Source organism: Streptomyces sp. NPDC048565, assembly GCF_040650935.1.
GTDB lineage: Bacteria > Actinomycetota > Actinomycetes > Streptomycetales > Streptomycetaceae > Streptomyces.
On the sequence record NZ_JBEZIH010000020.1, the window covers coordinates 119,069 to 145,245 of the forward strand.

A 26,177-nucleotide genomic window follows, 5' to 3' on the forward strand; every position below is an offset into this window, starting at 1 on the left:
CCCAGGCACACGGGCCGCCACGGACGAGGACAGGCACCCCGGGGACGGCTGCCTCCTCGATGACCGCCGGGCCGCGGGGGCCGGGGGCCAGGGGCCGCCGAGACGGTCAGCCGGCCGGCCCGTAGGCCCGCGGGAAGGTGGCGGCCTCCCCGGAGTGGGGCCGGCTGCTGGACGCCATCCCCGACGTACACATCCCCACCGAAGCCTGACGCGGACCGGACACGAAGGCCGACGGGACCCACGGAAAAACAGGGACGGCGCGTAACTGGCCACAGTTGTGCGCCGTCTCAGCACGTGGTCCCCTCCGCTTCCCCGCGCGCACCTCGGATACGAGGGATACCGACGGAAACCCCTTCCTGCCCTGCGGCGCACGGAGAACGGCCGGTGCGGCGATCGAGGACGCCACAGAGATGACACGCGGCGAAACGTCCGCTTAACGAACACGCTCCTTCGGGAGCCGGACGAATTCCGGCCAATCTGTTGACGCGGTCCTGACATACACCCGCTCCGGCTGACACTCTTCCCCCGTTCCACGCACCGCCTGCTCTGCCCGGTCCGCTCACCGGCCGACCGTCGCCCCCTCGCAGAAGGAGCCCGCGTGAGACCCACCCCCAGCCGTCGTGCCACCGCGACCGGCGCTCTGATAGCCGCAGCCGCCCTCCTCGCCGTCGGAATGCAGGGCGGTGCCGCAACGGCCGCCCCCGAAGCCGCGAGCGCCGCCCCCGCGGCAGCGGTGAAGGGCGCCGACCCCGGCGCGCTCCCCGCGAAGCTCTCCCCCTCCCAGCGTGCCGAACTGCTCCGCGAGGCGGACGCCACCAAGGCGGCCACCGCCGGCGAACTCGGGCTCGGCGCCACGGAGAAGCTCGTCGTCCGCGATGTCGTCAAGGACGTCGACGGCACCACGCACACCCGCTACGAGCGCACCCTCGACGGTCTCCCCGTCCTCGGCGGCGACCTGGTGGTGAGCGAGTCGAAGTCCGGTACGACAGAGGCCGTCACCAAGGCGTCGAAGGCGACCGGGGCCCAGCTGAAGGCGGTCGGCACCACGGCCGACATCGCGCCGGCCGCCGCCGAGAAGCAGGCGCTCGGCGCGGCCCGGACCGACGGCTCGAAGAGCACCGAGGCGAGCAAGGACCCGCGCAAGGTCGTCTGGGCGGCGAGCGGAACCCCGCAGCTCGCCTACGAGACCGTCGTCGGCGGCCTCCAGCACGACGGCACCCCGAACGAGCTGCACGTCATCACGGACGCCACATCGGGCGACAAGCTCTACGAGTGGCAGGCCATCGAGACCGGCGTCGGCAACACCCAGTACAACGGCCAGGTCACCCTGGACACCTCGGGCTCAGGCAGCTCGTACAACCTCACCGACACGACGCGCGGTGGCCACAAGACGTACAACCTGAAGAACGGGACGTCCGGCACCGGCACCCTGTTCTCCGGCACCGACGACGTCTGGGGCGACGGCACCGCGTCGAACGCCGAGACGGCCGCCGCCGACGCGCACTACGGGGCCGCGGAGACCTGGGACTTCTACAAGAACGTCATGGGCCGCACCGGCATCAAGGGCGACGGGGTCGGCGCGTACTCCCGCGTCCACTACGGCAACAGCTACGTCAACGCCTTCTGGACCGACAGCTGCTTCTGCATGACCTACGGCGACGGCAGCGGCAACGCCGCTCCCCTGACCTCGCTCGACGTGGCGGCCCACGAGATGTCGCACGGAGTCACCTCCAACACCGCGGGGCTCAACTACAGCGGCGAGTCGGGCGGGCTCAACGAAGCCACGTCGGACATCTTCGCGACGGGCGTGGAGTTCTACTCCGACACCGCCGAGGACCCGGGCGACTACCTGATCGGCGAGAAGATCGACATCAACGGCGACGGCACGCCGCTGCGTTACCAGGACAAGCCGAGCAGGGACGGCGCGTCCAAGGACTCCTGGTACTCCGGGATCGGCAATGTCGACGTCCACTACTCGTCGGGCCCGGCGAACCACTTCTTCTACCTGCTCTCCGAGGGCAGCGGCGCCAAGACCGTCAACGGGGTGTCCTACGACTCCCCGACGGCCGACGGCCTTCCGGTGACCGGCATCGGCAGGGACAAGGCGCTGCAGATCTGGTTCAAGGCGCTCACCACGAAGTTCACCTCGACCACCAACTACGCGGCGGCCCGCACCGGCACCCTCGCCGTGGCCGGTGAGCTGTACGGCACCACGAGCGCCGAGTACACCGCGGTCGCCGACGCCTGGGCGGGCATCGCCGTGGGCTCGCGTCCCGGCGGCGGCACCGACCCCACGCCCGGCGGCACCGTCTTCGGGAACAAGACCGTCAAGGCCATCGCCGACCGGAGCACCACCAGCTTCCCGGTCGTCGTGAGCGGCGTCACCGGCAACGCGCCCAGCGATCTGTCGGTGTCGGTCGACATCACCCACTCCTACCGCGGTGACCTCGCCCTCGACCTGGTCGCCCCGGACGGGACGGCCTACCGCCTCAAGGGCTCCTCGTCGTCCGACTCGGCGGACGACGTGGTGGAGACGTACACCGTCGACGCATCGTCCGAAGTGGCCGACGGCACCTGGAACCTGAAGGTCCAGGACGTCTACTCGGGCGACACCGGCACCTTCAACAGCGTCGAGCTCACCTTCTGAGCGACGGCGGCAGCGGCGGCGCCGGGGGGCAGTCCCCTCCCGGCGCCGCCCACGCGCGTCAGCCCGGCGCGTTCGCGCCCCGGCCGGGGACGATCTGCTCGGCCCAGACGATCTTTCCGGTCGCCGTGCGGCACGAACCCCAGCTGCGGCACAGCATGTTGATCAGCTGAAGCCCCCGGCCACCCTCGTCGCTGAGATCGGCGTGCTGGATCTGCGGCAGGTCGGGCCCGGTGTCGGCAAGCTCCACCTGGAGCCGCTCGTCGAGGAGCAGCCGGAGCCGGCCGGGACCGCCGCCGTAGCGCAGGGCGTTGCCGACCAGTTCGCTGACCACCAGCTCCGTCACATCGGCGAGTTCGGCCAGGCCCCACCGCGCGAGCTGCTCCGTGACGAGGGTGCGCGCGGTGGAGGCGGGATTGCCTTCGGTGGGCAGGTCCCACTCCTTCAACTCCACGCCGGGGGGCAGCTCGTGGCCCCCGGCCACCAGCAGCACCGCCTCGTCGAAGCGGCCGTCGTCCTGCCTCGGCCAGGTCAGCGGACCGCCCGCGTCGAGCTCCTCGGGCGTCATCGAGGCCACGGAGGCACGCAGTGACTCCAGTTGGACGTCCACGTCGTCGGTGCGGGTCTTGATCAGGCCGTCGGTGTAGAAGACGAGCCGGCCGCCGGCCGGGCCGCGCAGCCTCAGCGGGTCGTACGGAATGACCCCGGCGCCCAGCGGCGCGCCGACCGGCACTTCCGGATAGCGGGCGGTGCCGTCCGCCTCCACCAGCAGCGGCGGCGGGTGGCCCGCGCTGGCGATGGTGTAGCTGGAGTCCGCCGGGTCGTAGACCGCGCAGAGACACGTGGCGACCTGGTCGTCCTCCAGGTCCCGGGTGGCCAGGTCGAGCCGGGCGAGCAGCCTGTCGGGGGCGATGTCCAGCATCATCAGCGTACGGGCGACGGCCCGGAGCCTGCCCATCGTGGCGGCGGCGGGCAGCCCGTGGCCGGTGACGTCACCGACGACCAGCGCCGTACGCCCGGCGGGGAGCGCCACCACGTCGTACCAGTCGCCGCCGACCCCGTGCGCGTCGACGGCCGGCGCGTAGTGGGAGTGCACCCGCAGACCAGGGGTGTGCGGTGTGGCGCGCGGGAGCAGGGTGCGCTGGAGCGAGACGACATGCTCGCGCTCGCGCCCGTAGAGCCGCGCGTTGTCCATGAACACGGCCGCCATGGCGGCCAGCTGGCCCGCGAGGTCCAGATCGGCCCGGTTGAACGGCGGGCTGTCACCGGCGCGTACGAAGTCGGCGGAGCCCAGCAGGACACCACGGGCGACCAGCGGCACGGCCAGGTAGCTGTGGACGCCCTGGCGGCGCATCGCGTCGGCCGCGCTCGGCGTCGGTGTGACGCGGTCGTAGTCCTCGTCGGTCATCCGGCTGACCAGGACGGGCCGTCCGTTGCGCAGGCACTCGGTGGTCAGCAGCGTCTCGCGCAGTGCGCTGCGATCGACCACCTCACCCACCGGCGCGGGTTCGAGTTCGTCCAGCGCGTCGATGGAACGCACCGCCATGGCACGGGTGACGGGCACCGCCGCGCCGGTGACACGCTCGCCCTCCTCGCCGCGCAGCACGGACTCCAGCAGGTCGACGGCGGCACCGTCGGCCAGCCGCGGGACGCTGAACCCGGCGAGCTCCTGGGCCGTCCGCTCCAGGTCGAGCGTCGTGCCGATCCGGGTGCTCGCGGCGTGCAGCCACCGCATCCGGGCCGCGGTGGTGAAGCGGTCGCCCCGCGAAGGGCCCGTGGGTTGCGGGCGGCGGACGTACAACTGCCGTGAGATGCCGTGCTGGGCGGCCAGCCGACGGGTCAGGCGCCTCGCTCGGCCTCCGCCGCCGTTCACCGTGCTGACCTCCACTCGCGCCCGGTGGGACGCATCGCTGTCATGTCGGTGGCCAGGGGGCCACACCGGCAGGGCTGTCATGTTAGCGAGATCACGGCGAAAACAACCCCGCCCGTCCGCGCCGGACGGACGGACGCGAGGGTGGGCCCGGCGCGGGGACTCGCCGGGCCCACCCTGAACGGCACGCGTCAGCGCAGGAGCACCCCGCCGCCGTCGCCCGTGGACGCGTTCGGCACGGCGACCATGCCCAGTTCCGCACCCGACGCCAGCCGCGGATGCGAGGGCAGGACACGCACGGTGTAGCCGTAGGGGCCCGTACGGTCGAGGGCGAGCGGGCCCTCGTACAGCCAGCGGCCCTCCAGATCGTGACCGCCCGCCGGCTTCAGCGGGAACGTCTGCGCCTCGGCGATCGCGTCCCCGGAGTCCACGCGCCCCGCCACCACCTGCACCTCCACGTCCTCAGGGTCGAGACCGCCCAGGGCGACCCTGACCCGGAGCGCCAGGGTGGACCCCAGCTCGGCGGAGCCGCCGACGACCGTGTCGGCCGTCGCCTCCACATGGTCGACCGCCACCTGCGGCCAGGCCGCGCGGATCCTGGTCTTCCACGCCGCGAGGTCGCGGGCCGCGGCCGGCTCCAGCGCCCGCCGGGAGTGCGCCGCGGGGGCGTAGAGCCGCTCGACGTACTCACGCACCATGCGGCCCGCGAGGACCTTGGGGCCCAGGGTGACCAGGGTGCGGCGGACCATCTCGATCCACCGCTCGGGCAGGTCCTCGGCGTTGCGGTCGTAGAAGCGGGGGGCGACCCGGTCCTCGATCAGCGCGTAGAGGGCGCCCGCCTCCAGCTCGTCGCGCCGCTCCTCGTCGGTGGCCGAGCCGTCGGCGGTGGGGATCGCCCAGCCGAAGTCGGGCTCGAACCACTCGTCCCACCACCCGTCGCGCACGGAGAGGTTGAGGCAGCCGTTGAGCGCGGCCTTCATCCCGCTGGTGCCGCAGGCCTCCAGGGGGCGCAGCGGGTTGTTGAGCCAGACGTCGCAGCCCGGGTAGAGCTTCTGCGCCATCCCCATGCCGTAGTCGGGCAGGAAGACGATGCGATGGCGCACCCGAGGATCGTCGGAGAACCGCACCAGCTCCTGCACCAGCCGCTTGCCGCCGTCGTCGGCGGGGTGGGCCTTGCCCGCGACGACGATCTGGATGGGGTGCGTCGGGTGGAGCAGCAGATCACGGAGCCGGTCACGGTCGTGCAGCATCAGCGTCAGCCGCTTGTACGAGGGCACCCGGCGGGCGAAGCCGATGGTCAGCACGTCCGGGTCGAGAACGTCGTCGATCCAGCCCAGCTCGGCGGTGCCGGCCCCGCGCCTGCGCCAGGAGGCGTAGAGGCGCTTGCGGACCTCGGTGACGAGTTGCTCGCGCAGTCCCCTGCGCAGCTCCCAGATCTCCCGGTCGCCGACGGCGGTGACGGCGTCCCAGCGCCGGGGCGTGCCCGCCGCCCCGCCGTCCGCGCCTGTCCGCTCCTCGACCTCGGCCCCGGCGAGTGCGTTCTCCGTGCGTTCGGAGCCGAACTTTCCGGCGCCGAGCCGGAGAACCTCGGGGGCGACCCAGGTCGGGGCGTGCACCCCGTTGGTCACCGAGGTGATCGGCACCTCGGAGGGGTCGAATCCCGGCCACAGCCCGGAGAACATCTCCCTGCTCACCGCGCCGTGCAGGGTCGAGACCCCGTTGGCGCGCTGGGCGAGCCGCAGCCCCATCACCGCCATGTTGAAGAGCTCGGGCTCACCGCCCGGATAGGTCTCCTGCCCGAGGCGCAGGATGCGCTCCACACCGAGACCGGGCAGCTCGCCGTCGTCACCGAAATGACGGGCCACGAGCTGGCGTTCGAACCGGTCTATCCCGGCGGGTACCGGGGTGTGGGTGGTGAACACGGTGCCGGACCGCACGACCTCCAGGGCGGCGTCGAAGTCCAGGCCGGTCTCGGAGAGCTCCTGGATCCGTTCGAGACCGAGGAACCCGGCGTGCCCCTCGTTGGTGTGGAACACCTCGGGCACCGCGTGGCCGGTCAGCCGGCAGTAGGTGCGCACGGCGCGCACCCCGCCGATGCCGAGCAGCATCTCCTGGAGCAGCCGGTGGTCGCTGCCGCCGCCGTAGAGCCGGTCGGTGACGTCGCGTTCGCCCGGCGCGTTCTCCTCGACGTCGGAGTCGAGGAGCAGCAGGGGGACACGCCCGACCTGGGCCTGCCAGACCGAGGCGTGGAGCGAGCGGCCGCCGGGCAGGGCGAGCACCACCCTGCTGGGGGTGCCGTCGGCCTCCCGCAGGAGGGTGAGCGGCAGCTCGTTGGGGTCGAGCACGGGGTAGTGCTCCTGCTGCCAGCCGTCCCGCGACAGGCTCTGGCGGAAGTAGCCGTGCCGGTAGAGCAGGCCGACCCCGATGAGCGGTACGCCGAGGTCGCTCGCGGCCTTCAGATGGTCACCGGCCAGGATGCCGAGCCCGCCCGAGTACTGGGGCAGGGCGGCGGTGACCCCGAATTCGGGTGAGAAGTAGGCGATGGCCGCGGGGAGCTCCGCGCCCTGGGAGAGCTGGTTCTGATACCACCTCGGGCCGCCGAGGTACTCCCGGAGGTCATCGGACACCTCGGTGAGCCGGCGCATGAAGTGCTGGTCCCCGGCCAGCTCGGTGAGGCGCGCCGCGGAGACGGCACCGAGCAGCCGCACGGGGTCGGCGTCCGCGGGCCGCCAGCCCTCCGGGTCGGCCGCCTGGAAGAGCTGCTGGGTCTCGGTGTGCCAGGACCAGCGCAGGTTGCGTGCGAGGTCGCTGAGCGGTTGCAGGGGTTCGGGGAGGACGGGACGCACGGTGAATCGACGAATGGCCTTCACGTATCCCACCTTTACAGGGGACCTGCGGATCCGAGGGGACGCACGACGGTGGGCGCCCTCTCCGTCACCCTCGACGGTAGCGGCGTGCCGCCGTACGCGACCACGGCGCGCGACCGGCTCAGTGGGTCCGGCGCGGAGCGGTCCGCCCGCCCCCGTCCCGGCGCCGCACCGTGCGCGCCCTCTCTCCGCCGGCTCCTGGGACGCCTCCTGCCGCCGGGGTACCGCCGGTATCTCCGGCCCCTGTGGTCCCTGTGGCCCCCTGGGCCAGATGCGCCAGTTTCGTCCCCGTCTGTCACGGGCGATATGGCTGATTTCCCCTCCGCGCACGGACTTGTGGCACCCGGCACCGCAGGGAAGGCTGCGGGGGTGCCCACTCGCCGGGCGGGGGACCGGCGTGCGGCCCACGGCGCGTGCGCCTGTTGCACCCAGGAGTTAACACACCACCGGGTTGGCCGCCCGAAATCGGTGGGAAGGCTCCCGGTGACACCCCGGTGACACCCCCCGCGTCGCACATCCCTAGGTGCCCCGGTCGGAGCCCGAATCCCCCACGCACCTGCCATTCGAGTGCCATTCGAGTGAACGCGGACAGGAGCGGCCATGCCCACAGCCCGCCAGCCCACAACCGAGCAGCTACAAAGGACGCACCCCCACCATCGCGGCGCGCGCGGTCAGCCCTTCACGCCCATGTCGCTCGCCGTGCATGCCGAGCTCCGACCCCCAGGTGATTCCATGATCGGTCGCATTCCCGTCCTGGACGTCCGTCCGCTCGTCGACTGCGGCAGACGGCCCGCCAAAGCCGTCGCGGGCGAGACCTTCGAGGTCAGCGCCACCGTGTTCCGCGAGGGCCACGACGCCGTGGCCGCCAACGTCGTCCTGTGCGACCCGAACGGACGACCCGGTCCCTGGACGCCGATGCGTGAGCTCGCCCCGGGCACGGACCGGTGGGGCGCCGATGTCACCCCGGGGTCGGAGGGGCACTGGACCTACACCGTCGAGGCGTGGAGCGACCCGGTCAGCACCTGGCGCTCGCACGCGCGGATCAAGATCCCGGCGGGCATCGACACCGCGCTGGTCCTCGACGAGGGGGCCGAGCTGTACGCCCGCGCCGCCGAGGGCGTACCCAAGAAGGACGGGCGCGAGGCCGTGCTGGCCGCCGTCGACGCGCTGCGCGACACGAGCCGCCCCTCAGCCGCCCGGCTCGCGGCGGCGCTGACCGCGGAGGTGGACGAGGCGCTCGGCCGCCACCCCCTGCGCGAGCTGGTCACCGCATCCCGGCCGCTGCCGCTGAACGTCGAGCGCCGGCGCGCCCTGTACGGCTCCTGGTACGAGATGTTCCCGCGCTCCGAGGGGGCGCGCCCGGAGCCGGTGGAGCCCCCGAAGCCCGCCAGGAAGCCGCGGGCCACGAAGACGGCGAAGACCACGAAGACCGCACCGGCCCGGAAGAAGGCGCCCGCCACGGTCAGCGCGGAGCTCCCGCCGCCCGCCCCGCGGATGATCAGCGGCACCTTCCGTACCGCGGCGGAGCGGCTTCCCGCCGTCGCCGCGATGGGGTTCGACGTCGTCTATCTCCCCCCGGTCCACCCCATCGGCACCACCCATCGCAAGGGTGCCAACAACAGCCTCACCCCCGGAGCCGACGACCCGGGTGTGCCCTGGGCGATCGGCTCGGCCGACGGCGGGCACGACGCCGTCCACCCGGATCTCGGCACGCTGGAGGACTTCGACCACTTCGTGGCGACGGCCGGGACGCTGCGGATGGAGATCGCGCTGGACTTCGCGCTCCAGTGCTCCCCCGACCACCCCTGGGTGACGGAGCATCCGGAGTGGTTCCACCACCGCGCGGACGGGACCGTCGCCTACGCCGAGAACCCGCCCAAGAAGTACCAGGACATCTACCCGATCGCGTTCGACAAGGACCTGCCCGGGATCGTCGCGGAGACCGTGCGCGTCCTGCGGTTCTGGATGGATCACGGCGTACGGATCTTCCGCGTCGACAATCCGCACACCAAGCCGGTGGTCTTCTGGGAGAAGGTGATCGCCGACATCAACCGCACCGACCCGGATGTGATCTTCCTGGCGGAGGCCTTCACCCGCCCCGCGATGATGCGCACGCTGGCCGCGGTCGGCTTCCAGCAGTCCTACACGTACTTCACCTGGCGTAACACGAAGCAGGAACTCACCGAGTACGTCACGGAGCTTTCGGGCGAGAGCGCCTCGTACATGCGGCCCAACTTCTTCGTGAACACGCCCGACATTCTTCCCGGGTACCTCCAGGAGGGCGGCCGTCCCGCCTTCGGAGCCCGGGCCGTGCTGGCCGCGACGCTGTCCCCCTCCTGGGGCGTGTACGCGGGGTTCGAGCTGTACGAGAACACCCCGGTGCATCCCGGGAGCGAGGAGTACCAGGACTCCGAGAAGTACCAACTCAGGCCCAGGGACTGGGAGTCGGCGGAACGTGAGGGCCGCTCGCTCGCTCCCCTGATCACCTCTCTCAACCGGATCCGCCGTCGCCATCCGGCACTTCAGCAACTGCGCGACGTGCACTTCCACCCGGTCGACAACGAGGCACTGATCGCGTACAGCAAGCGCTCGGGCCCGGACACCGTCCTGGTGGTCGTCAACCTCGACCCTCACCACACCCAGGAGGCCACGGTCTCGTTGGACATGCCGCGTCTCGGCCTCGACTGGCACGAGAGCGTGCCGGTGCGCGACGAGCTCACCGGCGACACCTATCACTGGGGCAGGACCTTCTATGTGCGTCTGGAACCGGGTGTGACACCCGCGCACATCGCCGTCCTGCGACCGTCCCCGCCGACCGGAGGGTCACCCACACCATGATCGTCAATGAGCCTGTCCACGACCTGTTCGAGGACACTCCCGCCAAGGACCGCGATCCCGACTGGTTCAAGCGCGCCGTCTTCTACGAGGTACTCGTCCGGTCCTTCCAGGACTCGAACGGGGACGGCGTCGGTGACCTCAAGGGCCTCACCGCCAAGCTGGACTATCTGCAGTGGCTGGGCGTCGACTGCCTGTGGCTGCCACCGTTCTTCAAGTCGCCGCTGCGCGACGGTGGTTACGACGTCTCCGACTACACGGCGGTGCTGCCCGAATTCGGCGACCTCGCCGACTTCGTGGAGTTCGTCGACGCGGCGCACCAGCGCGGAATGCGCGTGATCATCGACTTCGTCATGAACCACACGAGCGATCAGCACGACTGGTTCCAGCAGTCCCGCACCGACCCGGACGGGCCGTACGGCGACTACTACATCTGGGCCGACGACGACAAGCAGTTCCCGGACGCCCGGATCATCTTCGTCGACACGGAGACGTCCAACTGGACCTTCGACCCGGTCCGCAAGCAGTACTACTGGCACCGGTTCTTCTCGCACCAGCCGGATCTCAACTACGAGAACCCGACGGTGCAGGAGGAGATCATCTCGGCCCTGCGCTTCTGGCTGGACCTCGGCATCGACGGCTTCCGCGTCGACGCCGTGCCCTACCTCTACCAGCGCGAGGGAACCAACTGCGAGAACCTCCCCGAGACCCACGGCTTCCTCAAGCGGGTCCGCAAGGAGATCGACGCCAACTACCCGGACACGGTGCTGCTGGCCGAGGCCAACCAGTGGCCCGAGGACGTCGTCGACTACTTCGGCGACTACCCGGCCGGCGGCGACGAGTGCCACATGGCGTTCCACTTCCCGGTGATGCCCCGCATCTTCATGGCCGTACGCCGCGAGAGCCGCTACCCGGTCTCGGAAGTCCTGGCGAAGACCCCGGCGATCCCGTCCGGCTGCCAGTGGGGCATCTTCCTGCGCAACCACGACGAGCTCACGCTCGAAATGGTCACGGACGAAGAGCGCGACTACATGTACGCGGAGTACGCCAAGGATCCGCGGATGCGGGCCAACATCGGCATCCGTCGCCGCCTCGCACCGCTCCTGGACAACGACCGCAACCAGATCGAGCTGTTCACGGCGCTGCTCATGTCCCTGCCCGGGTCCCCTATCCTCTACTACGGGGACGAGATCGGGATGGGCGACAACATCTGGCTCGGCGACCGCGACGCCGTACGCACCCCCATGCAGTGGACGCCCGACCGCAACGCCGGTTTCTCCTCCAGCGATCCGGGGCGCCTCTACCTCCCCACGATCATGGACCCGGTCTACGGCTACCAGGTCACCAACGTCGAGGCGTCGATGGCCTCGCCGTCGTCACTGCTGCACTGGACTCGGCGGATGATCGAGATCCGTAAGCAGAATCCGGCGTTCGGCCTCGGTTCGTACACCGAACTGCCGTCGTCGAACCCGGCGGTGCTCGCGTTCACCCGTGAGTACAAGGACGACCTCGTGCTGTGCGTCCACAACTTCTCGCGGTTCGCGCAGCCGACGGAGCTCGACCTGCGGGCCTACGAGGGGCGTCATCCGGTGGAGCTGATCGGCGGGGTGCGCTTCCCGGCCGTCGGTCAGTGGCCCTACCTGCTGACACTCGCGGGGCACGGTTTCTACTGGTTCCGGCTGCGGAAGGATGCTCCGGTCAGCTGACCTCCGGTGACGATCGGCTGACGGCGCCCCACACCGGGGCGCCACCCGCGGGGCGGTTTCCGCCGCCCCGCACGGGGCACTCTCACCCCAAATCGAGCACTTCCTGTCTCTTCCCGACCCTTCCATGCTCTTTATGGCTCATTGACCGAGCCTTGATCGAGTATTGATCGGGCATTAATCGAGTCCATTTGGACATTTCCTCACCCGACACGTCCCGCACAGCCGGACAGCCGTTGCCGCAATCCGGGACACTCTTCGCATCCTGTGGTGTGCCCGGGGAAAGGACGCGATGCCATGTCGGAGGCTGCATCCACTCGAGTCGCCCTGGCGAAGAGCACAACATCCAGAAAGACGACAAAACGACATTCGACGAGCAGTACGGGCACCACCGCCCTGCTGCCGTCGCTCGCCCCGCTGCTCCACGAGTGGGTGCCCCGGCAGCGCTGGTTCGCCGGCAAGGGGCAGCCCGTCACCGGTTTCTCGCTGGTCTCGGCCACCGAGATACTGCCGCTCGACACCACGGGTACGGCCCCTGGGCTGCTGCATCTGCTCGTGCGGGTGCACCAGGCGGGCGGCCGCCCCACGCAGTCCCAGGGCGACTGCTACCAGCTCATGCTCGGCGTGCGCACCACGCTGCCCCCGCGCCTGGCCGGCGCACGCATCGGCCCGGTCACGGAGGGGCCGCTGGCCGGCCGCACGCTGTACGAGGGGCTGCACGACCCTCGCGTCGCCGACCTGCTGCTGGAACGATTCCGTACGCCAGGCCCCCTGGGCCCCCTCCGCTTCGACCGGGCCGAGCCGATCCCGCCGGGCCTCACCCCGCGCGTCCTGGAGACCGAGCAGTCCAACTCCTCGCTGGTCTACGGTGAGGCGTTCATCCTGAAGATCTTCCGCCGGGTCTTCCCCGGCACCAACCCCGATCTCGAACTGCCGCTCGCCCTCAGCCGCGAGGGCTGCGGCCGGGTGCCCGCCCCGGTCGCCTGGTTCGAGACGACGACCCCGCAGCCGCTCACGCTCGGCGTGCTGCAGCCGTTCCTGCGCGGCGCCCAGGACGGCTGGCAGCTGGCCCTCGCGGCGCTGGCCGCCGGGCAGGACTTCGTGACCGAGGCGCACGCGCTCGGCCGCGCCACCGCAGAGGTGCACACGGCGCTCGCCGCCGCACTGCCGACGCCACCGCTGGCCCATGACCGCACCAGGGACCTGGTGGCCGGGATGGTGGAGCGGCTTGAGGCAGCCGCCCAGGCGGTCCCGGCACTCGTCCCGTACGTACCGGGGCTGCGCACCGCCTTCGACGCGGTCACCGCGCTCGGGGACACGGGGTGCGGCTGGGCGGCGCAGCGGGTCCACGGGGATCTGCACCTCGGCCAGACCCTGCGGGGGGAAGACGGCTTCTGGTCACTGATCGACTTCGAGGGCGAACCCGCCCGGCCGCTGCCCGAGCGGCGCGCGCCGCAGCCGACGGTGCGTGATGTCGCCGGAATGCTGCGGTCCTTCGACTACGCCGCCCGCTCCCACCACCCCTGGAACCCCGAGTGGGCGGCCCGCTGCCGCGCCGCGTACTGCGAGGGCTACGCCCGCGCGGCGGGCGCCGATCCACGCGCCGAACCGGAACTGCTGCGCGCCCACGAGACCGACAAGGCGGTGTACGAGGTGCTCTACGAGGCCCGTAACCGCCCCGACTGGCTGCCGGTCCCGATGGCCGCCATCCAGCGCCTGGCCGGCACACCCGCGTGACCTCCCCTCCCACCACACACCCTTCCAGCCCTTCGAGCCTTTCGAGGAGGCAGTCTCCGTGACCGCCCGCAAGCCGTCCCGCAAGCCGTCCGATCCCATCGAGGTCCCGCCCACGGCCAAGCCGGTGACCACCGAGGTCACCGCCTCCGCCGCGACTCCCGCCGCTGCCCCCTCTCCCGCGCCGGTGGACACACCGGCCGACGCGCCTCCGGCGCCGGCCCCTGCCAAGCGCACCCGGGCCAGGAAGACGACCGCCGCGGCCTCCGGGACCCCACCCCGCCCCAGGCGCGGCGGGGGCAGCAAGAACGTCCTGCCCGCCACCGCCCTGGACGACGCGGACCGGGGCCGGCTGCTGGCCGGTGAACACCACGACCCGCACGGTGTCCTGGGCGCGCACCCGGCGGCGGGCGGCGTCCTCTTCCGGACCCTGCGCCCCTTCGCGCGCTCGGTGACCGTGGTGCCGGCCGAGGGCGAGCGGGCCCAGCTGCAGAGCGACGGCGACGGCTTCTTCTCGGGGGTCCTGGGGCTGCCCGCCGTGCCGGAGGCGTACCGCCTCCAGGTCACCTACGACGACACCACCGTCGAGGTGGAGGACCCGTACCGCTTCCTGCCCGCCACCGGCGAACTCGATCTGCATCTGATCGGCGAGGGCCGGCACGAGGAGCTCTGGAAGGCGCTCGGCGCGCAGCCGATGGAGCACCAGGGGGTGGCGGGCACCCGCTTCACGGTCTGGGCGCCGAACGCGCGCGGTGTCCGTGTCATGGGCGACTTCAACTACTGGGACGGCACGGCGTCCCCCATGCGCTCGCTCGGCTCCACCGGCGTGTGGGAGGTCTTCCTCCCCGGCGTCGGTGAGGGTGCCGTCTACAAGTACGACATCTGCCGGCCCGACGGGTCGCACACCCAGCGGGCCGACCCGATGGCCCGGCGCACCGAGGTGCCGCCGGCCACCGCCTCGGTGGTCACGGCCACGCACCACGTGTGGCAGGACGCGGACTGGATGGCCCACCGCGGCGACCGCCCGGTCCACGAGTCCCCGTTCTCCGTCTACGAGATCCACCTCGCCTCCTGGCGCCCCGGGCTCAGCTACCGCCAGCTCGCGGCCCAACTCCCGGCGTACGTACGGGAACTCGGCTTCACCCACGTCGAGCTGATGCCGGTGTCCGAGCATCCCTTCGGCGGCTCCTGGGGCTACCAGGTCACCGGCTTCTACGCGCCGACGTCCCGCATGGGCACCCCGGACGACTTCCGTTTCCTGGTCGACGCGCTCCACGCGGCGGGCATCGGCGTCCTGATGGACTGGGTGCCCGCGCACTTCCCCCGCGACGACTGGGCACTCGCCGAGTTCGACGGCCGCCCGCTGTACGAGCACTCGGACCCGAACCGGGCCGCCCACCCGGACTGGGGCACCCTGGAGTTCGACTACGGCCGCAAGGAGGTCCGTAACTTCCTGGTCTCCAACGCCACGTACTGGTGCGAGGAGTTCCACATCGACGGACTGCGGGTCGACGCGGTCGCCTCGATGCTCTACCTCGACTACTCCCGCGAGGACGGCCAGTGGTCGCCGAACGAGTTCGGGGGCCGGGAGAACCTGGACGCGGTCACCTTCCTCCAGGAGATGAACGCGACGGTCTACCGCCGCAGCCCCGGGGTCGTCACGATGGCCGAGGAGTCCACCGCCTGGGACGGCGTCACCCGCGCCACGGACCACGGCGGCCTGGGCTTCGGTCTGAAGTGGAACATGGGCTGGATGCACGACTCGCTGGTGTACGTCTCCAAGGAACCGATCCACCGCAAGTACCACCACAACGAGATGACCTTCTCGATGGTGTACGCGTACAGCGAGAACTACGTGCTGCCGATCTCGCACGACGAGGTGGTGCACGGCAAGCAGGCCCTGGTCAGCAAGATGCCCGGTGACTGGTGGCAGCGGCGCGCGAACCACCGCGCCTACCTGGGCTACATGTGGGCCCACCCGGGCAAACAACTTCTGTTCATGGGCCAGGAGTTCGCCCAGGGCGCCGAGTGGTCCGAGGGCCACGGCCCGGACTGGTGGCTGCTGGACGAGACGTACGAGGCCTCCGGCGACCACCGCGGCGTACGCACCCTGGTGACGGACCTCAACGCGGTGTACAACGCGCTGCCCGCGCTCTGGCAGCGGGACACCGACCCGGGTGGCTTCTCCTGGATCGACGGCGGCGCGGCCGAGGACAACGCGTTCTCGTTCGTGCGCTACGACGCGGACGGCTCACCGCTGATCGCGGTCTCGCACTTCTCCCCCGTGGTGCGCCAGGACTACCGCATCGGCGTGCCGGACGGCCCCGAGGCCTGGGTCGAGGTCCTCAACACGGACGCGACGCGCTACGGCGGCAGCGACGTACGCAACGAGGAGCCGCTGAAGCCGGAGTCGGTCCCGGCGCACGGCAGGGACAGCAGCATCACGCTGACGCTGCCGCCGCTCGCGACGGTCTGGCTGCGCCCGGCCTGAGGGCCCCCGGGGCACCGGGAGGCCCGGTCGAAGAGAGGTTACGGACACGCGGACCTTCCGCGACCTCGGCTTTCGGGGCGGTGCACGGTCCGTAACCTCACTCCGAGCCCCGCTTCGCGCGAGGCCAACCGGGACCCGCACCAGGTGTGCGCGGTGCGGGCCCCGGCGGATCAGCCGCCGCAGGTCGTGAACTCCGGCCCGGTCTTCGCCAGGTAGACGCTGGCGTGGCCCTGGTCGTCACTGGTCAGGGGCACGGTGACGGTGTCGTGTGCCTTCCACGGGTAGCCGTTCGCGTCGAAGGTCCAGTCACCGGTCACCTTCGTCGCCAGCTCCGACAGCGCCACCCAGCCGTAGTGGCCCGGCGGCACGGCGATCTCCAGGCTGTTGCCGAGCGTCTCGCTGAGGCTGTAGGTCACTTTGTCCGAGATGGTGAGGCCGATCTTCGTCTGGATGGGGCTCGGGTCGCCCACGGTGACGCTCGACTCGAAGGAGACGCTGATCTCGCTCGACCAGCCGTGCTCGGTGGTCAGTGAGAACGTCCACGGCACCGAGGCGGCGGTGCCGTTGTACCAGACGGGCGAGACACACTGCAGGGGCAGCGGCTCGGCCGGGGCCTGGGAGCCCTTCGTCCACGAGCAGGTCGCCTCGTCCTTCTGGCAGCGCTTGGACGCGTAGTCCACAGCGGCCTCGAACGCGTCCCCGGTGGCCGAGGCCGGGATGGACCACTGCTGGGCCTTGCTGCCGTTGCAGGCGTAGGTCTGGGTCCACGCGTCGTCGTTCTGGGACGCGAGGACGACGTCGACGCACTTGTTGTCACCGGCGTTACGGATCATGAAGGTGTTCTCGACACCGGCGACGGGCTGGAAGTACCAGCGCTGAGCGGCCGTTCCGGCGCAGGACTGCTGCGCGAGCGGAAGGCCCGTGGCCAGACACTTGCCGGTGTCGTCGTTGACGAGCCGAAACGCACCGTCGGTCTGGACGTCGGCCGTCCACTGCTGGTGGTAGCCCGGCGCCGCGTTGGTGACGACGAAGACCCCGTCACCCGTGTTGCCGTTCTGCACGTCGAGGTTCCGGCCGCTGTTGACCGAGGTGAACGTCAGGCCGGTCAGCCCTGACGCCGACACCCCGTCGGCCTGGGTCGCGCCCGCCTGCGCGGTCAGCCCGAGCATGACGGCCAACGCGGCAACGAGGACGCTGAGCGCCCTGGGTAAGGCTCTGCCTGCACGCGATTCCATGGTGTGTCCCCCTGTGCGATCGGCATGCTGATGTAGCGATGGCGGGCCTCACGTTAGTGAAGCCCGCCATCCGTCGCGGGGAACTGTGGTGTCTTTGGCCGACTTACGAAGGTGTCTGGCCGACGAGGACCCGCCCGCTGCCCGCCCTGCTTGAGCTTCGGCACCGTCCACCGCCCCGGATTCTGGAAGAGCCTGGCCAGCCGTACCGGCCGCCGCCGGACGGGATCGGCGGCGGCCGGTACGGCAGGCGGTCAGTACACCGTGTCCCGCTGATCGGGTACGACACTGCCGTCGCGACGCAGCACGGGGCCGAAGCCGCCGTCGGGCTCGTTGTAGGCGGCCGTCGCGCAGGGGTAGGCCGTGGTCTTCCGGGGCAGCGGCTCGATGAACATGGGGTTCACGACCCAGCGGCCGTCGGCGTTGTCGTAGGCGCGGCACATCACCTCGTTCTTGTTGCGGTTGAGCACGAGGTGCGCGCCGGTGGCGTCACCGACGAACGTCACGTCGGTGTCGGCGTCACCGCCGCCGAGCGCGATCCGCCGGTCCGGGGCCTGCTTGCTCCAGGCGGCCCGGCCCTCGATCCCGTAGATCTCCTGGTTGATCCAGCACCGCTTGCCGTCGATGTACGGGATGGCCTCGCCCTGGGTGACGCCCACCCCGCCGCAGCCCTCGTTGCGGGTCGTGATGCGGCCCTTGCGGTCGAGCACGGAGCGGATGGCGACGGTGTGCGCGCGGTCGATGCCGATGCCGCGCGACCAGACCTCGGTGACCGGCTCGGAGCCCGCCGAGACGATCCAGACGTCGAAGCCGGCCTTCTGGAGCGTACGGACGAGGTCGCGCTGCTGTTCGTAGTAACGGACGTACGCCGGAAGGACGTGGGTACCGACGGTGCGGGTCGCACCGACAGGCGCGGCAAGGGCCTCCTTGCGGGCGGCCGCCGTGTACGCGCGCAGTTCGGGGACGGTGTGTCCGGCGAACAGCTGGGGCACCCAGGCGTACTGCGGGACGGTGCGCCGGTGGTTCCACTCCCCCGCGAAGGCGGCGTCGCCGCTCATCGTGGTGCCGTCCTCACGGATCTGGAGGATCTCGTCGGCGCAGCGGTCGTTGGTGGACGTGGGCAGGGGCGCTCCCACCTCGACGTCGGTACCGCAGGCCTTGGTGAGGGCCTTCTCACCGGTGTCGGTCAGCCACTTGCTGGTGTCCTTCCAGCGGGCGGGCCGCAGGATCTTGTCGTGCCTCAGGGACCAGCTGATGGTGGCGTCGGTGACGTCGTTCTTGGTGATGGTGTTGTCCCAGTCGAACGCCGCGACCGGACGCGGTCCGCCCTTGCCGTGGCAGGTGCCGCGCTCGTCGATCACGCGCTGCAACTGGGCGCGGTTGTCGCCGTACCAGGTGAGTTCGTCGGAGAGTTGAGGACAGTGGGCCTTCGGCTTCACGGACACCGGGGCGGCCGGGGCGGCGGCGGCCACGGGGCCGGCAGCGGCCGCGACCGCGAACGCCGCGGTCACGGCTGAGGTCCACGCGAGTACAGGTCGGGTGCGCATGCGAGTGGACCGTACATCAGTGTTTCCGTGATGTTGAGGAGGCACACAGCACTCCTTGGACGCGGACCGCGTGCGCTCTCCCCTGCCCGCGTCACATTCAGCGCGCCTGGCCGCCTTCGAAGTACGCGATCAGCTCGGGGGCGAGCGCCGGCACGTCGAAGGGTGTACCGCCGTCGCGCAGCGAGCGGGTCGCGAGCACACCGGCGGCGACGCTCATCCGGGCGGCGACCGGCGAGGTGTCGGTGACACCACCGTCGCGGACGAACCGGCAGAACTCCTCCATGATCCGGCTGTCACCGCCGCCGTGCGAGCCGTCCGCCTCGGGCACCCGGTAGGTGATGTCGGCCTCGGCGCGGTAACCGCCGGGACCGGTGTTCCAGACCTTGACCTCGTCGCCGGGGCCGTCCCCGAAGTTCTCCAGCCGCCCTTCGGTGCCGATGACCGTGTAGTTGCGCCAGTAGTCCGGCGTGAAGTGGCACTGCTGGTAGGCGGCCACCACACCGTTGTCGAGCTGCATGTTCATCACCGAGACGTCCTCGACGTCCACGGTGTGGTGCAGGTCCTTACGGGCAGTCGGCGGCCAGTCGAACTCCCGCAGCCAGTTGTCCGGACGCGGTGTGTCCGGGGCACGGCGCGGCAGGTCACCGTGGACGAGGAGGTCGCCGAGTGCGTTGACGCGACGGGTGTAGCCGCCGGCCAGCCAGTGCACGACGTCGATGTCGTGCGCGGCCTTCTGCAGGAGCAGACCGGTGGTACGTGTCCGGTCGGCGTGCCAGTCCTTGAAGTAGTAGTCGCTGCCGTAACCGACGAAGTGCCGTACCCAGACGGTCTTGGGCTCACCGATGTCACCCCGGGCTATGACGTCGCGCATCAGCCGCACGACACCCATGTGGCGCATGTTGTGGCCGACGTACAACCGGGTCCCGGTCCCGTACGCGGCGCGCAGGACGTTGTCGCAGCTCTCGACGGTGATCCCGAGCGGCTTCTCGACGAAGACCGCCTTGCCGGCCCGGAGCGCGTCGACGGCGATCGCCTCGTGGGTGTCGTCCGGCGTCGCGATGACGACGGCGTCGAGGTCCTCCCGGCCGAGGAGCAGCCTGTAGTCCTTGACGGCGACATCCGTACCGAAGTGCTCCGCCTCGCGGCGACGCACTTCCGGGTCGAGGTCGCAGACGGCGGTGACCACCGAACCCCGCCCGGGACGGTGGGCTGCCGTCGCGATGGAACGGCGCAGTCCGAGTCCGATGACACCGAGTCGCAGGTCTGACACGGGGGTCCCTTCGCTCACGATGCGTGAACTTGCGCGTAAGGAGCAAGTATTGATCACCATCGAGCATAGGCAACGCTGAAAGTACGGCTGTAGGTGGCCCTGCGGTCCAGCGTGACCTCACTCCGCCTGAGGCGAGACGCACCGGGACCTCTGCATAGCTGCGGCGCGCTTGGGGGGCGGACACGAACACCAGGGCGCGAGGGCCCAAAGAACGCGGCATGACGACGCCGTAGCCGACCAAGTACGTTAAGGCTGCAGGCGGGGCGGGTTGCCCGCAGGGCGGCGACAGCAGACACGGGGGACGCCAACATCACCCGAGAGTTCGTGACGAAGACGGCGAAACAGTGCGGCGAGGCCGCCGCCGAGGCGAAGACCGTCCTGAGAATCCTGCGGAGCGCTCACACCGGCCCTCCGGTGCGGCGGCCGGCGACGGCTACAGCCTCACGCCGACCGCCGAAGAACTCGGCGTTGCTCAGCGCCGGATCACCCGCATCCCGTGGGAGGCGACCGGGACCGACCGGAAACAGCACCGCCAACCGGATAGCAGGTGAAGTCCCGCAATGACCACCGCACCCTGGCGTGTCACGCGCCGTGCCGCGCTCGCCCTCGGTGTCGCCGCAGCCCTCCTCCCGGGGCTCACGGCATGCACGAGCTCCACCGGCTACACAACGCCCAAAGCCCTGTGCGACCGCACCGTCGACCCCGACGTGCTGAAACCGCTGCTGCCGGGCGGCGAGAAGATCGAGGCGGAACAGCAGGCGACAGGGAAGCCGGAAACGTCGAACTGTGTCGTGTCCGTGGACGGATCCAGGGCGCTGACCGTGGTGGAGTACCGGGACCAGAATTACTTCGACGTGCAGACGGATCTGGAAAAGACCTCCGCCGACCGCGATCCGCGACCGTCGGGGACGGGGAACGCGGCAATAACCGACGATGCGTATGTTTCGCTGAGTCCGTGTGCCAAACGTGGCAGCAAGAGTAATTACGTCCTCAGGGTCACCCTGTCCATTCCTCTCGACCAGGCCCGTAAGAAGCGCTCCCAGTTGGAGAAGTTCGCCACGGCCTTCCAACCGGAAGGCCTGCGCGCCATGGGGTGCAGCAAGTAGTCGGCCACGTCGGCCCCAGGGCAGAGCGTCCCGCCCGGGAGGCTCTCCACTCGATCCGGTGCGGGCCATCGGTCGCGCGACAGCGGCGGTCCTCGCCATCCAGCGGTGAACGTGATCGACCGGACAGGTTCGGAGGGTTATCCTCCAGGCGCCTCAGGGCGTTTACTCGCCGCATGAGTGACAGTGACACCAATGGAATGCTGGCCGGCAAGACCGTCATGATCACGGGTGCGTCGAGCGGTATCGGCGAGGCGGCAGCCAGGCTGTTCGCCGCCGAGGGTGCGGCGGTCCTTCTGATGGCCCGCCGCGAGGACGTGCTGAAGCAACTGGCCCAGGAGATCAACGAGTCGGGCGGCCGGGCGGCCATCAGCACGGGCGATGTCTCGATCGCCCAGGACGTACAGCGCGCCGTGGACGCGGCCGTGGAGCACTTCGGGGCACTGGACGCGGCCTTCAACAACGCGGGCTTCTCAGGCGCCGACCTGTCCCCCCTGCATGAGCTCGACCAGGCGATCTTCGACCGCTCGATGGCCGTCAATGTCAACGGCACCTGGAACTGCCTGCGTTCGCAGATCCCGGTGATGCTCGACGCCGGGAAGGGGGCGATCGTCAACACATCCAGCACCGCCGCCGTGGAAGCCACCGGGGCCCCCGTTCCCTACGTCGCGGCGAAGCACGCGGTGCTCGGAATGACCAGGGCAGCGGCGGCCGAGTACGCGGAGCACAACATCCGCATCAACTCCCTCGTCGTCGGCACCACCCGCTCGGAGATGATCAGCCAAGCGGTGGAGGCCTACCCGGAGTTGGAGACGGCGTTCATCTCGCGCCAGATGCAGAAGCGCATGGCGGACCCCGTCGAGATCGCCCAGGCGGCCCTGTGGCTGTGCAGCGACCGCGCCTCCTTCGCCACGGGGTCGGCACTGGCCGTGGACGGCGGGTGGACGGCCGGCTGACATCGGCCTACCCGCCCGCAAGGACCATGGCCATGGGGTGCGGCACATGGCGCAGCGGTCGAGCACCGGCACGCGTGAGCGCGTCCGCCCGGGCACGTCGGGGCCCCGCCGGGAGGCTAGGCTCGCAGCGTGTTCGAAGCGATGACGTCAACACCGGTGAAGGGCGTTCGCGGTGCCGTGGCGCGCTGGAACGCGCTGGACGTGCTCGTACGGGACGGTGTGTTCACCGCCGTGCTGGCACCCCTGGCGTTCGCTCCGGCGATGGCCCCGCTCGGCGCGGAGTTCGGAGACCTGGCGAAGCGCCCGTACGACATGCCCGGTGTCCTGGTGACCCTGCTCCTGTGGCTGCCGCTGGTCGCGCGCCGGCGGTGGCCCGGGTGGTGCCTCGCACTGGTCGCGGGGGCCTTCGCCGTGCACCAACTGGTCGCCTACCCAGCGACGTTCGCCAGCGTCGGGCTGTACATCGCCCTGTACAGCGCCGGGGCGCACGGCAGGCGTGCCGACGGTGCTCGCCTCGCGCTGGTGGCCGCCGGGGCCGCCGCTCTCTACGCGCTCTTCGTCCTCGGGCTGCACGACAGGGGCTCGCCCCTGCATGCGTCCGACTTCCTCCTCATCCCCCTCGCCCTGATCTGCTGCTGGGCCGCCGGCCGGGCCGTACGTGCGCGGCAGGCCGGCGAGGAGGAGCGGCGGCGCCTCAGCGTGGAGGCGGCGATGTCCCGCGAACGAGCGCGTATCGCACGGGAGTTGCATGACGTCGTGACCCATCACGTCACCGCGATGACGGTGCAGGCGGACGCGGCCCAGTTCCTGCTCGCCGACGCCCCGGACCGGGTCGCCACCGGACTTGGCGCGATCAGCGACTCCGGCCGGCACGCCCTGACCGACCTCCAGCATCTGCTGGGCCTGCTGAACGCGTCCGACGATCCGACGCTCACTCAGCATGCAAAGACCGTCGAGGCCACGCCCCATGACACGGCGTCCGATGACACGGCGCGGCTGAGCGATCTGGTCGAGAAGACCCGGGCGGCCGGGCAGCCCGTGGAACTGACGCAGACCGGCGAACAGCCGCCGACCGCATCGGGCGTCGGTCTCGCCGCGTACCGCGTGGTGCAGGAGTCCCTGACCAACGCCCTCAAGCACGCGCCGGGCCGCAGGACACTGGTCGCCGTCCATTACACGCACGACGACATCGAGGTCGAGGTGACCACCGAGGGAGCACCCGCCACACCCGCGGCCACCGGGGTCAGGCCCCTGGGCCGGGGCGGTGGGCACGGCCTGATCGGGCTGCGTGAGCGGGTGGGAGTGTTCGGCGGCGAACTGCTGGCCGGTGCCCGCCCGGACGGCGGCTTCGCGGTCAGCGCCCGCATCCCCATCCCCTCCGGGGAGCACGCCGTTTCCCGCAGGAGGAGCGAATGACCGAGACCGGTGGTGGGATACGGACGGCGGATGCCGGGCCCGAGAGGCCGATCAGGGTCCTGGTCTGCGAGGACCAGGCACTCGTGCGGGCCGGCTATGTCACCATCTTCTCCGCCCAGCCGGACCTGGAGGTCGTGGGAGAGGCCGCCGACGGGCGCGCGGCCGTGGAGGCCGCGGGGCGGCTGCGCCCGGACGTGGTGGTCATGGATGTCCGGATGCCGCTGCTGGACGGGATCGGGGCGACCCGCCTGCTGGCGGGCCCCGACGTCCCCGACCCGGTGAAGGTCCTGGTGGTCACGACCTTCAACCTCGACGCGTACGTGTACGAGGCGCTGCGGGCCGGCGCGAGCGGGTTCCTGCTGAAGGACTCCCCGCCGCGTGACCTGGTGCACGGGGTCCGTACGGTCGCCACGGGCGAGTCCCTGCTGGCGCCCGCCGTCACCCGTCGCCTGGTCGGCAGGTTCGCCGACCGGATCCTGCCGGGCGAGACGGCCCCCGAGCCCGCCGCGACAACAACGCTGCTGCCCGACCTGGCCCCACGGGAGACCGAGGTGCTCAAGCTGATCGCCGAGGGGCTGTCGAACGCCGAGATCGCCGACCGGATGTTCATCAGCCGCGAGACGGTCAAGACGTATGTGTCGCGCATCCTGACCAAGCTGGACCTGCGTGACCGCGTGCAGGCGGTCGTGTACGCCCACCGGGTGGGCCTGGTCACCGTGCGGGGCTGAAGCGGCCACGGCACGCACCGGACCTGGTTCAGGAGGTCGTGGACTCCGCACCGGCGACTCGGGCGGCACGGAAGTGACCGCGGTCGTAGAGGCGGCCCCGGCGCCGGGCCGTGCGCAGGAACAGGAACGTGGCGACGGAGCACACCAGGACGGAGAAGATGCCGGCTTCCGGTCCGAAGTCGCCTCCCGTGATCGCGCTGGGACCCGAGAAGACTCCACGGACCAGGCCCACGGGGGTCGTGTCGTCGCCGGAGACGGCGGTCCCGAAGATGCCCCCGCTGGCGAAGTTCCAGCCCCAGTGGATCCCGATCGGCATCCACAAGGAGCGCGTGGCAGCGTAGGCGGCGGCCGTCAGCAGTCCGCCCTCGATCCCGATCGCGAGGGCGCCCCAGACCGTGGCCCCGTCGTTGACCAGGTGGAGGGCGCCGAAGAGCACGGCCGACAGGGCCAGTGCGACGCGCGTGCCGGTGAGTTCCTCGACCAGGCGGAAGACGACCCCCCGGAACAGCAGTTCCTCCGTGACGGCGACTCCCGCCATGATCCCGAGCACGGCCAGCATCCCGCCGATCGAGCCGCCGGACCCCGAACCGTACGTACCGAAGATGGCGATCAGGGTGAGCGTGACGGTGAAGAGGCCGACCCCGACGGCACCTCCGGTCCGCAGCTCCGGAACCGCCCTCGCGAGGTCCAGCTCGGACACGGCGCGTTGTTCCAGGGCCCGTACGACCGCCGCGTAGGCGGCCAGGCTGCCCACCACGACCACGGCTCCGGCCAGAACGGCGAGGACCGGCTGGTGTCCGGCGATGGACCGCACCCCGGCCGCGAGCGCTATGACGACGAGGAACAGCACCGCCATGAGCGCCAGCCGCACCCCCCTCGAAAGCACCCGGCGCGTCGGGACGAGGGGAGTCGGAGTCTGCGAGAAGAGGCCCTTCAGTCGTTGTGTGCCCGGCAGCGATGTACGCGACATTTTTCCCTCTTCCACGGCCCGCGGCCCGGTGGCCGCTGTACTGCCGGGAACACTAGGAAACCGGGTGTACGCCGGGCATCACCCTGCGGTGGACATCCGAGTGGCTCTCATGGGGGACAAGTTCGATTAGATTTCAATCACGCCCCGTCAGAGGACGGGCGCGGACTAATGCGTGAGGGAGCTCGTATGGCCACCATCCACCGCACCACCATGACGCCCACCAAGCTGGAACTCCTCACGGGCTGGCTGTCGAAGCAGAGGTGGTACGTGGGAAACGCGGAGGCACCGGTGCTGGTCAAGGCCGGCGGATTCCGGCTGGACGACCCGCAGGGCGCGGTCGGGATCGAGTTCATGATCGTGGTGGACACCTCCGCGCAGGCGCCGGTGGCCTATCTGGTCCCGCTGGGCTACCGCGGTGAGCCGCTCGAAGACGCCCCCGACGCGGCGTTGATCGGCACCTCCGAGCACGGGGTCCTGGGCACCCGATGGGTCTACGACGGCGTCCACGACCCGGCAGTGTCGGGCCAGTTGCACGCCCTCCTGCGCGGCGAGGCGCTGCCGCAGCGCCAGAGCGAGAGCGACACCCCTGATCCGACCGTCACCATCCACGGTACGGACCCTGCCGACGGGCCGGATGTCCGGATCAACCGGGTCCTGCGGCCCGTGGACGACGCGCAGAGCCCGTCCGGCCAGATCCACCTCGTCGCCGGATGGACCTGGCCGGACGGAACGCCCGCGCGCGGCGTGCTCGCGACCCTCGCGCGGCGGTAGGGGAGTTACGGACCACCAAAAGCGACATACACCCCCACAG

The 26,177-nt window shown here is 70.8% G+C and carries 16 protein-coding genes; 10 read left to right on the forward strand and 6 right to left on the reverse strand.

The window, feature by feature from the left end; all coding sequences use genetic code 11:
• Window positions 1-598: 598 nt before the first annotated feature.
• A complete protein-coding gene (locus AB0C75_RS23690) occupies window positions 599-2,647 on the forward strand; it encodes a M4 family metallopeptidase (RefSeq protein ID WP_362893682.1) in 2,049 nt (682 codons plus the stop codon).
• 58 nt (window positions 2,648-2,705) lie between these two features.
• Here the strand turns inward: AB0C75_RS23690 and AB0C75_RS23695 are convergent, their stop codons facing one another.
• Window positions 2,706-4,532 carry a SpoIIE family protein phosphatase gene (locus AB0C75_RS23695; protein WP_362893683.1) on the reverse strand — a complete coding sequence of 609 codons (1,827 nt, stop codon included), beginning with the start codon at window positions 4,530-4,532 and terminating at the stop codon, window positions 2,706-2,708.
• A gap of 173 nt (window positions 4,533-4,705) precedes the next feature.
• Complete coding sequence (gene glgP, locus AB0C75_RS23700; protein ID WP_362893684.1) at window positions 4,706-7,384, reverse strand: alpha-glucan family phosphorylase; 2,679 nt, start codon at window positions 7,382-7,384, stop codon at window positions 4,706-4,708.
• Between the two features lie 729 nt (window positions 7,385-8,113).
• Between glgP and AB0C75_RS23705 the strand changes: the two genes are divergently transcribed.
• The 4 genes from AB0C75_RS23705 (at window position 8,114) to glgB (ending at window position 16,144) form a co-directional block, all read left to right on the forward strand.
• Window positions 8,114-10,219 (forward strand): alpha-1,4-glucan--maltose-1-phosphate maltosyltransferase, encoded by a 2,106-nt coding sequence (locus AB0C75_RS23705; protein ID WP_362893685.1) that lies wholly within the window; start codon window positions 8,114-8,116, stop codon window positions 10,217-10,219.
• Window positions 10,216-11,922, forward strand: a complete 1,707-nt coding sequence (gene treS / locus AB0C75_RS23710) for a maltose alpha-D-glucosyltransferase (RefSeq protein WP_362893686.1) — start codon at window positions 10,216-10,218, stop codon at window positions 11,920-11,922. Before AB0C75_RS23705 ends, treS begins: the two co-directional genes overlap by 4 nt.
• A gap of 294 nt (window positions 11,923-12,216) precedes the next feature.
• On the forward strand, window positions 12,217-13,656 hold the full coding sequence (locus AB0C75_RS23715; protein WP_362893687.1) for a maltokinase: 1,440 nt from the start codon (window positions 12,217-12,219) through the stop codon (window positions 13,654-13,656).
• A 58-nt stretch (window positions 13,657-13,714) separates the two neighbouring features.
• Window positions 13,715-16,144: a 1,4-alpha-glucan branching enzyme gene (gene glgB / locus AB0C75_RS23720; protein ID WP_362893688.1), complete on the forward strand. Its 2,430-nt coding sequence runs from the start codon at window positions 13,715-13,717 to the stop codon at window positions 16,142-16,144.
• Between the two features lie 170 nt (window positions 16,145-16,314).
• On the opposite strand, the gene AB0C75_RS23725 is transcribed toward glgB, so the two are convergent.
• The 3 genes from AB0C75_RS23725 to AB0C75_RS23735 form a co-directional block, all read right to left on the reverse strand.
• The gene (locus AB0C75_RS23725) at window positions 16,315-17,379 is read right to left on the reverse strand and encodes an RICIN domain-containing protein (protein ID WP_362893689.1); all 1,065 of its coding nucleotides are present in this window, start codon (window positions 17,377-17,379) and stop codon (window positions 16,315-16,317) included.
• 251 nt (window positions 17,380-17,630) lie between these two features.
• On the reverse strand, window positions 17,631-18,923 hold the full coding sequence (locus AB0C75_RS23730) for a haloacid dehalogenase-like hydrolase (RefSeq protein WP_362893690.1): 1,293 nt from the start codon (window positions 18,921-18,923) through the stop codon (window positions 17,631-17,633).
• Between the two features lie 97 nt (window positions 18,924-19,020).
• Entirely contained in the window at window positions 19,021-20,193 is a 1,173-nt protein-coding gene (locus AB0C75_RS23735; protein ID WP_362893691.1) for a Gfo/Idh/MocA family oxidoreductase, read from the reverse strand.
• A gap of 560 nt (window positions 20,194-20,753) precedes the next feature.
• Between AB0C75_RS23735 and AB0C75_RS23740 the strand changes: the two genes are divergently transcribed.
• From AB0C75_RS23740 to AB0C75_RS23755, 4 genes are all read left to right on the forward strand, one after another.
• A complete protein-coding gene (locus AB0C75_RS23740; RefSeq protein ID WP_362893692.1) occupies window positions 20,754-21,299 on the forward strand; it encodes a hypothetical protein in 546 nt (181 codons plus the stop codon).
• Window positions 21,300-21,472: 173 nt separating this feature from the next.
• On the forward strand, window positions 21,473-22,252 hold the full coding sequence (locus tag AB0C75_RS23745; protein WP_362893693.1) for an SDR family NAD(P)-dependent oxidoreductase: 780 nt from the start codon (window positions 21,473-21,475) through the stop codon (window positions 22,250-22,252).
• A 129-nt stretch (window positions 22,253-22,381) separates the two neighbouring features.
• Window positions 22,382-23,668, forward strand: coding sequence for a histidine kinase (locus AB0C75_RS23750; protein ID WP_362893694.1), 1,287 nt, complete (start codon window positions 22,382-22,384; stop codon window positions 23,666-23,668).
• The gene (locus tag AB0C75_RS23755; RefSeq protein ID WP_362893695.1) at window positions 23,665-24,396 is read left to right on the forward strand and encodes a response regulator transcription factor; all 732 of its coding nucleotides are present in this window, start codon (window positions 23,665-23,667) and stop codon (window positions 24,394-24,396) included. The genes AB0C75_RS23750 and AB0C75_RS23755 overlap by 4 nt, the downstream gene beginning before the upstream one ends.
• A gap of 28 nt (window positions 24,397-24,424) precedes the next feature.
• On the opposite strand, the gene AB0C75_RS23760 is transcribed toward AB0C75_RS23755, so the two are convergent.
• Window positions 24,425-25,366, reverse strand: coding sequence for a CPBP family intramembrane glutamic endopeptidase (locus AB0C75_RS23760; protein ID WP_362893696.1), 942 nt, complete (start codon window positions 25,364-25,366; stop codon window positions 24,425-24,427).
• 186 nt (window positions 25,367-25,552) lie between these two features.
• Here AB0C75_RS23760 and AB0C75_RS23765 point away from each other — a divergent pair, with 186 nt between their 5' ends.
• Complete coding sequence (locus tag AB0C75_RS23765) at window positions 25,553-26,137, forward strand: 1,4-alpha-glucan branching protein (protein ID WP_362893697.1); 585 nt, start codon at window positions 25,553-25,555, stop codon at window positions 26,135-26,137.
• Window positions 26,138-26,177 lie beyond the last annotated feature (40 nt).

Excerpts from the sequence above, each read along its gene's own strand:
- AB0C75_RS23755 (WP_362893695.1), top strand. The coding sequence starts at position 23,665 with ATGACCGAGACCGGTGGTGGGATACGGACGGCGGATGCCGGGCCCGAG.
- AB0C75_RS23745 (WP_362893693.1), top strand. The coding sequence starts at position 21,473 with ATGAGTGACAGTGACACCAATGGAATGCTGGCCGGCAAGACCGTCATG.
- AB0C75_RS23765 (WP_362893697.1), top strand. The coding sequence starts at position 25,553 with ATGGCCACCATCCACCGCACCACCATGACGCCCACCAAGCTGGAACTC.
- AB0C75_RS23760 (WP_362893696.1), bottom strand. The coding sequence starts at position 25,366 with ATGTCGCGTACATCGCTGCCGGGCACACAACGACTGAAGGGCCTCTTC.
- AB0C75_RS23705 (WP_362893685.1), top strand. The coding sequence starts at position 8,114 with ATGATCGGTCGCATTCCCGTCCTGGACGTCCGTCCGCTCGTCGACTGC.
- AB0C75_RS23725 (WP_362893689.1), bottom strand. The coding sequence starts at position 17,379 with ATGGAATCGCGTGCAGGCAGAGCCTTACCCAGGGCGCTCAGCGTCCTC.
- AB0C75_RS23740 (WP_362893692.1), top strand. The coding sequence starts at position 20,754 with ATGACCACCGCACCCTGGCGTGTCACGCGCCGTGCCGCGCTCGCCCTC.
- AB0C75_RS23730 (WP_362893690.1), bottom strand. The coding sequence starts at position 18,923 with ATGCGCACCCGACCTGTACTCGCGTGGACCTCAGCCGTGACCGCGGCG.
- AB0C75_RS23715 (WP_362893687.1), top strand. The coding sequence starts at position 12,217 with ATGTCGGAGGCTGCATCCACTCGAGTCGCCCTGGCGAAGAGCACAACA.
- treS (WP_362893686.1), top strand. The coding sequence starts at position 10,216 with ATGATCGTCAATGAGCCTGTCCACGACCTGTTCGAGGACACTCCCGCC.